Source organism: Paenibacillus sp. 1781tsa1 (assembly GCF_024159265.1).
Lineage (GTDB): Bacteria > Bacillota > Bacilli > Paenibacillales > Paenibacillaceae > Paenibacillus.
In genome coordinates, this window is sequence record NZ_JAMYWY010000001.1 from 3,722,959 (window position 1) to 3,735,593 (window position 12,635).

Annotated in this window: 13 protein-coding genes and 1 pseudogene; 7 read left to right on the forward strand and 7 right to left on the reverse strand. The window is 42.3% G+C overall.

The window, feature by feature from the left end:
* The first annotated feature begins 130 nt into the window (after positions 1-130).
* Both NKT06_RS16330 and NKT06_RS16335 read left to right on the forward strand, forming a co-directional pair.
* Positions 131-556: a MarR family winged helix-turn-helix transcriptional regulator gene (locus NKT06_RS16330; RefSeq protein ID WP_253436519.1), complete on the forward strand. Its 426-nt coding sequence runs from the start codon at positions 131-133 to the stop codon at positions 554-556.
* 328 nt (positions 557-884) lie between these two features.
* Positions 885-1,421, forward strand: coding sequence for a GNAT family N-acetyltransferase (locus tag NKT06_RS16335; protein WP_253436523.1), 537 nt, complete (start codon positions 885-887; stop codon positions 1,419-1,421).
* Positions 1,422-1,668: 247 nt separating this feature from the next.
* Here the strand turns inward: NKT06_RS16335 and NKT06_RS16340 are convergent, their stop codons facing one another.
* The 4 genes from NKT06_RS16340 to NKT06_RS16355 form a co-directional block, all read right to left on the reverse strand.
* Complete coding sequence (locus NKT06_RS16340) at positions 1,669-2,139, reverse strand: DinB family protein (RefSeq protein WP_253436526.1); 471 nt, start codon at positions 2,137-2,139, stop codon at positions 1,669-1,671.
* Between the two features lie 104 nt (positions 2,140-2,243).
* Complete coding sequence (locus NKT06_RS16345) at positions 2,244-2,825, reverse strand: TetR/AcrR family transcriptional regulator (RefSeq protein ID WP_253436529.1); 582 nt, start codon at positions 2,823-2,825, stop codon at positions 2,244-2,246.
* On the reverse strand, positions 2,822-3,283 hold the full coding sequence (locus NKT06_RS16350; protein WP_253436532.1) for a nuclear transport factor 2 family protein: 462 nt from the start codon (positions 3,281-3,283) through the stop codon (positions 2,822-2,824). Before NKT06_RS16350 ends, NKT06_RS16345 begins: the two co-directional genes overlap by 4 nt.
* Positions 3,284-3,582: 299 nt before the next feature.
* Entirely contained in the window at positions 3,583-4,419 is an 837-nt protein-coding gene (locus NKT06_RS16355; RefSeq protein ID WP_253436534.1) for an alpha/beta fold hydrolase, read from the reverse strand.
* Between the two features lie 234 nt (positions 4,420-4,653).
* Between NKT06_RS16355 and NKT06_RS16360 the strand changes: the two genes are divergently transcribed.
* Positions 4,654-5,097, forward strand: coding sequence for an ASCH domain-containing protein (locus NKT06_RS16360; protein ID WP_253436537.1), 444 nt, complete (start codon positions 4,654-4,656; stop codon positions 5,095-5,097).
* 74 nt (positions 5,098-5,171) lie between these two features.
* Here the strand turns inward: NKT06_RS16360 and NKT06_RS16365 are convergent.
* From NKT06_RS16365 to NKT06_RS16375, 3 genes and pseudogenes are all read right to left on the reverse strand, one after another.
* Positions 5,172-5,602, reverse strand: a pseudogene (locus NKT06_RS16365) (transposase); the annotation flags it as partial.
* A gap of 66 nt (positions 5,603-5,668) precedes the next feature.
* Positions 5,669-7,048, reverse strand: a complete 1,380-nt coding sequence (locus NKT06_RS16370; RefSeq protein ID WP_253436541.1) for a sugar phosphate nucleotidyltransferase — start codon at positions 7,046-7,048, stop codon at positions 5,669-5,671.
* Between the two features lie 11 nt (positions 7,049-7,059).
* A complete protein-coding gene (locus NKT06_RS16375) occupies positions 7,060-7,875 on the reverse strand; it encodes a DUF6492 family protein (RefSeq protein WP_253436544.1) in 816 nt (271 codons plus the stop codon).
* Positions 7,876-7,887: 12 nt separating this feature from the next.
* On the opposite strand from NKT06_RS16375, the gene NKT06_RS16380 reads away from it, so the two are divergent.
* The 4 genes from NKT06_RS16380 to NKT06_RS16395 all read left to right on the forward strand — a co-directional run bounded on the left by NKT06_RS16380 (position 7,888) and on the right by NKT06_RS16395 (position 12,231).
* The gene (locus tag NKT06_RS16380) at positions 7,888-8,838 is read left to right on the forward strand and encodes a YheC/YheD family protein (protein WP_253436546.1); all 951 of its coding nucleotides are present in this window, start codon (positions 7,888-7,890) and stop codon (positions 8,836-8,838) included.
* 382 nt (positions 8,839-9,220) lie between these two features.
* A complete protein-coding gene (locus NKT06_RS16385) occupies positions 9,221-9,589 on the forward strand; it encodes a nuclear transport factor 2 family protein (protein WP_253436548.1) in 369 nt (122 codons plus the stop codon).
* 455 nt (positions 9,590-10,044) lie between these two features.
* The gene (locus tag NKT06_RS16390; protein ID WP_253436552.1) at positions 10,045-11,235 is read left to right on the forward strand and encodes a glycine C-acetyltransferase; all 1,191 of its coding nucleotides are present in this window, start codon (positions 10,045-10,047) and stop codon (positions 11,233-11,235) included.
* Positions 11,236-11,271: 36 nt separating this feature from the next.
* A complete protein-coding gene (locus NKT06_RS16395) occupies positions 11,272-12,231 on the forward strand; it encodes an NAD-dependent epimerase/dehydratase family protein (RefSeq protein ID WP_253436555.1) in 960 nt (319 codons plus the stop codon).
* Positions 12,232-12,635: the final 404 nt, after the last annotated feature.

The following is a 12,635-nucleotide window of genomic DNA, read 5'->3' on the forward strand; positions in this document are numbered from 1 at the left end:
GAGAGATATTTGCTAAAAATGATGGATCTGCACCGGGATGAGTTTAACATGATAGTGAATTGACTCCTAAAATAACGTCGTGATACATTTAGTTTGCTTAATATTAATCGCTTAAAGGGAGGGAACATACATGACAGATGCAGTAGACTGTGACATTCGACAGTCTTTAGATCGGATTTCCTCCCAAATGCGTCGAAATTATAGTGAATCACTGCGGGAACTTAATCTTTATGTAGGGCAGGATAATTTGCTCTATCGTCTGTGGATGGGTGACGGCGTAACACAGATGCAGCTATGTGAACACTTAAAGTGTGAGCCTCCAACAGTAACAAATATGGTTAAATCACTGGAGCATAACGGATTTATATATCGCAAACGTGATGTACAAGATGCGCGAGTCATGCGTATTTACCTGACCGAAAAAGGAAAAGAATTAGAGCAACCAGTCGATAAAAAATGGAGGGAGCAACAAGCAAAATTGCTTCACTCTATCTCTGAGGAAGAACGCCTGATCTTAAGAAAGCTAATGCAGCAAATGGAGAGGAATATAATATGACCGGGGATCGGTTGCAGTTTTGCTGAAATGTAATTAATTGAGCGAAGATACGCGGCAGCACTGACCGAATGTCGCGAGACGAGAACAGGTTTCCACTTAAGTCGCTAATTTAGCGGCTTTTTTATTTTATCTGTACCGATTACCGGAATGGACAAGAACATATTGAAATCCCTTAACTTGCTTGATGTCTTGTACTTAGATTTCCAAAACTCTTAATATTCTCAGTTTAATGGGCAGGATAGTTTTAAATTCGATGAGGTTACATTTTTGAGTTTGAATAGTACATATGCTATCATTTACACAAATATTTATAAGAGGAGGGCTTACTTTGAGAAGCGTCAACATACATATTAGGGATATTTCCGTCGATGATGCTGCTGGACTACTCCAGTTGCAGAAAGAAAATCGTGATTTTTTTGAAATCTACGCACCGATACGCACCGACGAATTTTATACGCTGGAAGGACAGCTTAAGCATATTCAAAAGCAGGTCGAAGCTAGAAAAAATGACCAAGCATATAATTTTGGAATCTTCACAAACACCGATAATATGTTAGTGGGGACGGTAAGCCTTTTTCACGTAATGCGGGGCCCTCTTCAAAGTGCATATATCGGATACGACTTAGATCAAAAAAGTAATGGTAGAGGCTACACGACTGAGGCTGTTCGGTTAGTCGTTGACCATGGCTTCCATAAATTAAAATTACATAGAATTGAAGCAGGGGCAATGACGCATAATATCGCTTCAATTCGAGTGCTTGAGAAGGTTGGCTTTCAAAAAGAAGGCATTGCTCGACAGAATGTTCATATTAATGGAAAATGGGAGGATCATCAGATACTCGCGATTCTTAACCCATACAGTTAGTTCTTTAGAATATGAGTAGTACTGTGTCCATATAGCTTTACGTTATAGAGTATAGTGACGTTTGCTCAATAAAACGAAGAAAGCAGCTGATCAATGTGATTGGCTGCTTTTCGTTTTAACTAGCGAGCAGGATAGTTCAATGACTAAAAGGCAATAGATCAACGAAACAAGTGTCGAGGGACAAGATTAATAAGAAAACTCAATATTTCGTGGCGAGACATTGGTTTTAACAAATTCTTTACTAATCCTAACTGTCAATTATGCTCTTGATATTTTTAATTGTTGCAAAGTGCATTGCTTCATGGTAAATCAAAAAACCCAGTAATTGTTCAACATTTGTAAAGGTAAGTCCTGTAGAAGACTTGTAATGAGGATTGATTTCTTCTTTCAATTTGCTTAAAAGTACCGATTCAACCCTTTCCATTTGTTCAGTTAACAATTCGATTATCTGTGCCATCGTTGGAGGCTCTATATTCCAGTCAGACGGTTTAGTTCCTGATTCAAACAACTTGCTAAAATTAGCAGGATATTTGGTTTCTTGTCCACTAAGTTGGAAAGCGAATTTCTCATGAATAACATACATGTGGCCTAGATTCCATTTTATATTGTTTTTCAAACCTGTTGGAATGATTTCCGAGGCAGAGTCATTTATATTCCTCACATAATCAATTGCCTGACGGCGAACAAATCCCAATTGTTTTACGACAAAATTGCTCATGATATTGACCTCCGATAAAGTCGCTAATGAAATCGTCAAGAAAAAATTACTTGTTTTTTTGAGGAGAAGAAATTCCGCCAGTTTTACTAAAGAACACTTTTGTGTCACTGACCAGAGTTGCTTTTAGAAACATAAGTTGAGACTCGTTGTGACAGATTTGCCAATGTACGTTCAAAAAAGGATTCATCATGAAGTCCTCTACTCAGAATTAATCCCCCTTGAATACTAGCAATGGTTTCTTCTGAAATTTGGTCAGCAGTCTCTTTAGAGATACCTGCTTGAACTAGTGCCGCGCTTAAGGCTTCAATCCATCTTATAAAATATTGCCGAATTACAGCAGCGAATCGATCTCTTGTTTCGTCCAAAGCAAATGCACCAATAAGGCATATACGCTGACCAGATTGAAAATAAGTATCGACCTCTTGCCACATATGATCAATGGCTGCCCGAGGTTCATTCTTTTCGAGCGGTTCAAAAATGTTCTTGATAAACCATTGATCAATGTGAGCAAGAATTTCAGCAGCCATCTCATCTTTTCCACCCGGAAAGAAATAATATAAGCTTCCTTTAGATAGACCTGTACGGGCTGTAATTTTACTCATAGATGCACCCTCATAACCTAATTCACGAAATACCTCAGTAACGAGAGGGATGACATCAGATTTTTCAAAAACAGTGCGCGTCATAGGTTTAACTCACTTAGGCTTGGGTGTTCAGCGGGGCGCGTGCCGAGAGGCCAATGAAATTTTCGTTCCTCTTCCTTAATCGGCATGTCATTAATCGAAGCAAATCTGCGCTGCATCAAGCCGTCGTCAGCAAATTCCCAATTTTCGTTTCCATACGATCTGAACCAATTGCCACTATCATCACGCCATTCATATGCGAATCTAACTGCAATACGGTTATCCGTAAATGACCAAAGCTCCTTGATAAGGCGGTAGTCCAGTTCTTTGGCCCATTTTCGAGTTAGTAAAGAGACAATTTCTTGGCGGCCTGTTATAAATTCGCTCCGATTTCTCCAATAACAATCCTCAGTATACACAAGTGAGACGCGCTGAGGGTCTCGGCTATTCCAGCTGTCTTCTGCCATACGTGTTTTTTGGATTGCTGTCTCACGAGTGAATGGGGGAGTTAAATTATTCATTAAATCTTCCTCACTTTCTATACCGTTTGTATTAATATAAACCGATCGGTTTATAAGTGCAAGTTTATATCCGAAATTCAATACAAATGTCGAATCGGTTCAGACTCATAATGTACCAAGTTGCCATCAATCTTATGCGTAGTGGCTCTTTTTGTGTATTACCAATGATCAAGAGGGTGTTCATTCTTCATATGCATATCCTATGAAATAATGAAAAAGCAGGACGTCTCCTCTATAGGAGGCGTTCTACTTTTTCTCTCATTTTGTTTTTTTAGCTAAAATGATCAGTCGAATTAAATTTAATCTTGCAAAAATTCGATCAATGCTGCATTAAATTGTTCAGAATGGGTCGCATTGAATCCGTGTGGTCCACCTTCGACAACGACCAGACGACTGCCAGGGATGGATTCATGAGTACGTTGTCCACTCACCTCCAAAGGCACGATGGCATCTGAATCGCCATGGATAACCAGTGTTGGAATGTTGAACTTCTCCAGATCCTGACGGAAATCCGTAAGGGCAAAGGCAGCAATACAATCCAATGTGCCTTTAGGTGAAGCCAGAGCTGCAATATCACGGTTATAGATACGGAATGGTTCGCTCACAAGGTCTGCACGGTCTCCAGCAGCGAAAAAGTTGCTTGTAAAACCATCCAAAAATGCTAGCCGATCCGCTTTAACCCCGTTTTGGAATTCTGCAATCGTTGCATCATCCAATCCGCCTTGAGGATTGTCTTCGGTTATATAGAGATAGGGAGGAACCGCTCCCGCAAATACGGCTTTAGAAACGCGTTCTGTCCCGTAGGTTCCCACATAACGTGCAACTTCTCCGCCACCCATGGAGAATCCAACTAATGTGGCATCACGCAGATCAAGGTGCAGTATCAATTTATGCAAATCCGATGCAAATGAATCATAGTCATAACCATCCCAAGGTTGAGAAGACTGACCGAATCCACGACGGTCATATGTGATAACGCGGTAGCCTGCTTCAATTAGTGCAGGAACTTGCTTCTCCCAGGATCGTCCACTCAAAGGCCAGCCATGAATTAAAATAATTGGTTTTCCCGCACCATGATCTTCATAATACAGTTCGATTGGTTGTTCATTCTCAGCGCCTACATTTACTTTAGCCATGGAAAATACCTCCATTAGTTGTTATATTTTTGTTTATACAGAGACTATTTGGCTCAGAAATATGAATGGGGCTTGTTCATGGATCACCTACTTTATATACCGTTTGTATTAGTATAAACCGATCGGTTTATAGTTGCAAGCTCATATCTTAGCGTGGGTACTTGCGGGTATGGAAAGTCTCGAGAATGTTTGGGGAATCATAATTCATTATGAACAGAAATGGAGCGTAGAGGAATGAAAGTATTATCTATGATTCAACCATGGGCGACTCTGCTTGTCCAAGGCGAGACTCTCTATGAAACAAGATCCTGGAAGACCCGGTATCGCGGTCCGTTGGCCATTCATGCAAGCCAGAAAGTCGATAAGCAGGCCTGCAAAAATGAACCCATACGTTCTTTACTCGCCAAGAATGGCTATACGGAACAAAACCTCCCTACGGGGGTTATCCTTGCAACTTGCGAGCTTTCAAATTGTTATCAAGTCATCGATGCTAATCATACGTCAGCCATTCTGGATTGCGGGAAGGTTGTGACGGGAGAGGACTTCCTGTTAGGGGATTACAGTCCAGGTTATTTTGCGTGGGAAGTAGCGGGTTTCCGTCTGCTGAAGCCCTATATTCCAGTGAAGGGAAAACTGGGACTATGGGAATATCCGATAGACGAAGAGTTAATGATATGACTTATGTAAACAATTAATATTAATTAACGTGGGTTCTGACATTATTAACATGAAATAAATGTCGAGGAACAACAACATGATCCCAGGCCGGCCAAAAATAAGGAATGTCGAAGCCTACTGGAGCAACGTTTTGTAATCGGTTGAGTGTTACTGTAAACTTCCCCGATATGTGGGAGCCAGGATCTACGCCAGCAAACGCGACCAACTTCTTGGGGTGATTAATCCAATCGATTTCACCGATTTCCGAAATAAACGTTGCCGCGATTTTCACCAATACCGGGAATCGATTGGATAATCTGATATTCTTCCACCAATTCATTAACGAAGGCATCCATTTGCTTTTCTAGGATACTCAGATGCTCTCGATAATGAAGTAATATGCTCACGTACATTTCAATGCTGATAAGATGGGTGGGGAACGGAGCCTTTCGAAATGATTCCGTTCCGCTGCAGCCAGTAATGCTTTTGCTTTTGATTTTGCCCAACTCTCGGATCGGCGCATACATAGGCATACCTTTGTCTAGAAAGCATAAGGAGTCGCCATATGGGCGGCTTTTTTCTTCATCTTGCATTACTCCGGTGATTTATAAGATCTTGCAAGCTCAATCATTACATTCCAATCCTCTGCTTCATAAGGCATGCTTACTTCATTCTCCGGTACGCCAAGCTGGACCTCAAGAATGACCATCCTGGTTTCGGCCAGAATAGAAAAGAGGCTATTCATGGTAATCGCAATCTGATTGCCTGTGGTCACCTGCCTGATCTGCCCGTTAATAAGCACCTGCCCACTGCCTGAAATGACAGTCCATGCTCGGCACCCTGATCGATGCTGGCGCAATCCGATATGTTTGCCAGGCAAAAGCGTCATATTCAATGTGGTTACGATTGTATTATCGTCTTCTACCGATCTCTCCATGACGCGATAGTTGCCCCAAGTTGCCTCGACGTACATTGGTTGCAATGGAATGCTGCCCAATTGCTCTTTAATTTCATTTGAATCTTTTTTGTTGGCTATGAGAATTCCGTCCGGACTTGCGACAGTGATAATACCTGGGACTCCGATGACGTGGATCGGGTAGGGGAGCTCGTTAACGATGTAGGAATCCGGGGAGGATTCCGATATTCTGCCGTATCCCAATACATTGGAATCCAACTGATCACACAGAGCATCCCAGCTCCCGATATCCTGCCATACACCCTCATATGGCAGTACAACAGCCCGTTGCGTTTGTTCAGCAACTTGTTTGTCAAAGCTGCGTTCAGGCAACTGTTCATACAGGGTTAAAAATTGTTCGTAATGAACCGGAAGGCCATTTCTTTCAATATGGGACAACATAAACGCAAGAGAGAAGGCATACACCCCGCAGTTCCACAATGCGCCATGCTGTAGCAGGGTTTCAGCGACATCCAATTCAGGTTTCTCTATGAATTGTGTAACCGGTGCATAACCATTAGGTTCTTTTCTTCCTGGTAGGATGTATCCATATTGTTCTGAAGCGTATGTGGGCCTTGTCCCAATTAAAATGATATCGGCATGCGTCTGTTTCAATATATCCGGAAGTAATTTGAAGTTCCTGAAAAAGTCCTCATCTGCGAACACATCCGCTGGCGCGATACATATCATATCGTCAGGTTCAGCTGCTCCGGAGGATTTCAGATACAAAGCCGCCAAGGCAGCTGCGGTAAAAGTCCCCCGCTTAAAAGGTTCTCCAATGACCGGTATCTTGCCTTTGGTATGACGGGCTGTAATGTCGGTCTGGTCCTGATGTGAAATGATGAGCGTTGAATCCAGTAGGCCTGAGCTGTCAAGCTGGCGGCATACTCTGCTGATCATGGATTCCCTTCCGCCTGCAGGTGACGGAAGTATATCCACGAACAGCTTGGAGCGAAGCTCATTGGACAGCGGCCAAAGCCTTTTCCCTGCGCCGCCACATAGCAGTACAATATGCATGGGCTTCCTCCTTAAACTCCTTTAGTTTTGCTATAGATTTTACGTTTGTGAAAGGAAAGAGACCGGTATTTAAGCGCAAAATTGCGAATTTGTTGTTCTTTTAACGACGAAGCGTTCATGTTCAGACTTTTATTCATGGAACTCTTCAGAATCATGCTGGCCGGGTTTTTCGAATACATAAAATTGGCATAGGTTTCATACTCGGAGAACCCAAACTGCTTTTTCTTATTGATATTCGAGATAATCGCTTTGTACCATGGCAGCTGATGGATCGTTTCAATTTTCTTTTTCAAAGCAGAAAGTTTCGATTTTTCGAACAGCATATAATGGGTGACAAAAGAGCGTGGGCGCGGCGCTTTCATGCCTAACAGCTTGCGGTAGGTGTTGAAATATTCCGGCTGACTCCAGTCGCGACAGTAAAATACCGTCTTATTTTCAACAATAAATGAATGAGGTTTAATGAGCACCGTATCCGCATCCATCACCAGAAAGTGCTTCGCTCTCACAATGTGATCCCCGTTCATTTTAAGCAGTTGTTGATATAACCAGCCTGAGCGGTCCCAGCGGGATGATTGATAGTCTATATCGTTTTTCGTGATAGGCAGGACTGACCGCTCGTTAACAAAAATGCAGTGTTTGCGGGAACAAAGGTTTCTGATTTTGTTGCTGGTCGGGGAAACAATATAAATCTGTCCAATCGGGTGCCGCACATAACGGCGAATACTATCGATAACTTTAGGAAGCGTGCTCAAATCTTTTTCGATCGCAGGTATAAGAACATCGATCATAGGCTCACGATTTAACTGTATTCCATGCCGAACTGGCATCTTCTCAACTCCTTGGACAAATGGTTACATCTTGTTCATGATATGTGTGCAAAATTGGTTTGGTCAGGGCATGTGCGAATATACCAATTTCACGAACAAGGGCATTTGTTTAGGGTTGTTTTATCGGTATTACATATAATGCATGATCTTGATGAAACAGCAGGGTTTGATTCATTTGCTGAAAGGAGAAGTGTGTGTTATATGGAGGTTGATAAATTGAAGCCGTTAAGAAGCAAATGGTTGAAAACAAAAGTGATCCTCAATAATGGTTCTATCAAACCATTTATACCTGATACGCAGCGATATAACAAAGCCAACCTGCGGTCCATGCTCAGCAGATACGGTATGGTTTATATTAAACCCGAGATTGGCACTTACGGAATGGGTGTCATAAAGGCGGAGATGGTGAGTCATCAGAATTTTGCCTATCAGATTGAAGAAAAACGCCTGTCGTTTGACAACTTTGACTCGTTCCATGCAAGTCTTGCACGTCTGGTGCATAAAAGAAGCTATCTCATTCAGAGAGGAATCAATCTGCTTAAGCACAACAAGAGGCGTTTTGATATAAGAGTGATGATACAGTTAAGTCCCGACAATCAGTGGGAGGCTACGGGAATCATCGGCCGACTCGGTCATCCGAAAAAAATCGTGACCAATTATCACAGCGGTGGTAAACCAATGGATGTTCACAGACTGCTGGAATCACATGCATCCCTGAAACGCAGAAATGAACTCATCCAGGAGATGAATGAGCTTGGATTACGTATTGCACGCCACATGAAGAAAAAATACCCGTACCTTAAGCAAATCGGCGTGGATATTGGGCTAGACCGGAGTTTGAAACCCTGGATTATTGAGGTGAACGTCAAACCGGACCCTTATATTTTCAATCAATTAAAGGACAAGACAATGTATCACAGGGTGATAAAATATTACCGCCATGCTGCTAAAAAAACAAAGTAACGTTTCTCTTTTATTTATAACAATATCACTCCAAAGAGGCCTCGAAGGTAGATAGCGCAACCTGAAAACCATGATTCTCGAGCCTTCGTCTGGATTGTCCTACGATCGCTTCTTGCTGTCCCTGCTCAAAGTAGTGACTGTACGCTGTAGTGCCCCGAGAGGGGCATGGATGGCTAACGGGCAGGTTAGTTTGAAAATAGAAGATCCGTCTTAGAATTGTGTAAGTTGCCTCTAAGGAATACAACAATTATCCTTTCCTCGTGATATAATTCAGAAAGATTCATCGTCTGTTAACAATGGAGTGCTTAAGATGAACAATATTTTAGAAAATCTAATTAACACTAGTTAAGAACTGCGCTAATTAAAAAATAGAGGAGTACTTATGAAAGAAGAAATTATAAAAAAATATTTCTTTATGTGGGTAACTAGAGATTTTACATTTTTAGATACGTATTTTTCTGATGATATTATCTACCGCGAATGTTATGGAGCAATGTATGTGGGTATAGAGGAAGTCCATTTGTGGATCAAAAAAATGTTACTGAAGCAAGTTGTCTTAGAATGGAAGATAAAAAATATTCATCAAGTAAATGAAAATCTATTTTTTGTAGAATGGTATTTTAAAGCAAAAGAAAAACAACTTTATTCATTTGATGGTATATCAATGATTAGATTTGATGGAGATAAAATTCGATTAATAGAAGAGTATGAAGCCAAACATGAAACTTTTAGACCATGTAAGATTGATTAAAGATGTCGTGGACAAGAACATGGCCCCATTGAATTGAAGTCGCTATATTTTAGCGGCTTTTTTATGTTATCGGTAGAAGTTCTTGCCCCAAACCAAAGACAAGAAATTCTACCGATTGGCGAAATGGAAAAGAACATATTCTTTTTTTCGATTAGATGAGTTTCAAAGTGGTCAGGAGAGCCTAACTTCGACAATCGCTTCCGTACGGAGTCATCTCATTGCGTTGGCCACGTAAGAACCCCGTTTGGACTGGGGTAAATAGCGATTGCTTCCGGGGATGAGGGAATAATCACTATGTTTATTTGCGTATTTTTTTGATTTTTGTCCTCCACATGTGTACAAAGAACAAAAAAGATGCTACATTAAAATCAGTTTAACCCCCTTTATAACAAGGTTTTTTCGCAAAATGACATGTCTCCTGTACAAGGACAAACGTATATCAAGGAGGGAATCGAATGTCAAGTCAAGCATTGGACCAATTTTTAAGTTCGAACATCGAAGATCTAAAGAATAGAGGTCTATATAACTTCATCGATACACTGCAGGGTGCAAATGGTCCTGTTATTCGTATTGACGGAAAGTCCCTAATCAATTTGTCTTCTAATAACTATTTGGGCTTGGCAACAGATTACCGCCTGATTGATGCTTCAGTTAAGGCGGCGCAGACATACGGGGCAGGGGCAGGGGCTGTGAGAACAATTAATGGTACGATGGATCTTCATATTGAGCTTGAAGAAAAACTGGCTCGTTTCAAAAAAACGGAAGCCGTTATCGTGTATCAATCGGGATTTAACTGTAATATGGCTGCTATATCCGCGGTAATGGACCAGCATGATGCGATTTTATCCGATGAGCTGAACCATGCTTCAATAATTGATGGTTGCCGCCTGTCGAGAGCCAAGGTGATTCGCTTTAAGCATTCGGATATGAATGATTTAAGACAGCAGGCAAAAGAGGCCAAGGAATCCGGTCAGTACCGTAAAATTATGGTCATCACCGACGGGGTTTTCTCCATGGATGGTGATATAGCAAAGCTGCCCGAAATCGTGAAAATAGCAGAAGAATTTGATCTGATTACTTATGTGGATGATGCCCACGGTTCGGGCGTTCTCGGAGCAGGTGCAGGAACCGTAAAGCATTTTGAATTGTCCGACCGCATTGACTTTCAAATCGGTACTCTTTCCAAGGCGATCGGCGTTGTCGGCGGTTATGTGGCGGGTAAAAAACAACTGATCGAATGGTTGAAGCTGAGAAGCCGTCCGTTTCTGTTCTCGACATCGCTACCTCCGGCTGCAATCGCTTCCTGTAGCGCTTCTATCGACATTTTGATGAATGACACAGAGCTGATTGAGAAGTTATGGGAGAACGGCAATCATTTGAAAAATGGCTTGAGCCGGCTTGGATATGATGTAGGCCAAAGCGAAACTCCGATCACACCTTGTATCATTGGCGATGAAGTAACCACCCAACAGTTCAGCAAACGGCTCTATGAAGAAGGCGTTTACGCCAAGGCAATCCTGTTTCCTACGGTCCCGAAAGGAACTGGAAGAATACGCAACATGCCGACAGCTGCCCATACCAAGGAGATGCTCGACCAAGTGATCTCTGTTTATGAGAAAGTTGGCAAGGAAATGAAGCTGATTTAGTGCATTCGCGGGAGTATATTTCGGGAGGAATGTCTTATGAACAAGATTTTGGTGACCGGGGCACTGGGCCAAATCGGTTCTGAGTTAGTTGTTAAATTACGTGAGATTTATGGTGCGGATTACGTCGTTGCTACGGATCTCAGGTCATCAGCCCACGAAATTACCCGATCCGGACCATTCGAGCTACTGGACGTGACGAATGATAAGGCGATGTTCGAAATCGCCAAGCGGTACGAAGTGGATACCATCATGCATTTGGCTGCGCTGCTGTCGGCTACCGCAGAGGAGAAACCCCTGCTTGCCTGGAATTTGAATATGGGCGGATTGATAAATGCACTTGAAGTATCCAGAGAGATCGGTTGCCAATTGTTCACTCCAAGCTCCATTGGATCTTTTGGCCCTACGACTCCGAAATACAATACCCCGCAGGATACAATCCAGCGGCCCAATACGATGTACGGCGTGAACAAAGTGTCCGGCGAACTGCTTTGTGATTATTATTTTCACAAGTACGGCCTGGATACTAGGGGGCTGCGATTCCCAGGATTGATATCTTATATGACGCCTCCCGGCGGAGGAACGACGGATTATGCGGTGGAAATTTATTACGCAGCCGTGACGGCAGGCCGGTATACATCGTATATCGCCAAAGACTCAAACATGGACATGATGTATATGCCGGATGCCCTGAACGCTATCATCGATTTAATGGAAGCGGATTCATCCCGGTTGATGCACCGAAATTCATTTAATGTCACCGCAATGAGCGTGGATCCAGAGGCGATTGCTGCAGCGATTCGGGAGGAGTTTCCCGGCTTTATCCTCGAATATGACGTTGATCCGAAGAGACAGGCGATAGCCGATAGCTGGCCGCATTCCATTGATGCGACGGCAGCAAAAACAGAATGGGGATTTCATGCCCGCTACGACTTGAAGGCTATGACGAAGGATATGCTATCACAGCTAAGCGAGAGACAAATGCTTCGCAAAGCTTAAAGTTATTATAAATATACTGTACAAAGCGAGTAGAGATACAAAAGAACCTGCATCAAGAGGAGGTTTGACGCTACCCGGATAAAATGAAGGGAAGAACAACGTCAATCGCCAATGGGGTACAAGAACATTGTTCCAATCAAAGTCGCTATTTTAGCGGCTTTTTTCTTGTCCCAAGCTAAGGACAAGAACATTGTGTCATTTTGGATTATGTGGTTATCTTTAAAAATGGATAGGCTGACGATCTTATCGTCAACAATAACGAAATGAAAATTCAGTAATAGTGGATCGAGTAGACCAGTCTCGTCGTAGGTACCATCCAGCTTGCATGTTAACACAATTTCTTCACCTTTTTTTGCTGTTGTTGGCTCTAACGTTACATTAGACTGTACCACTGGAGATTTTCT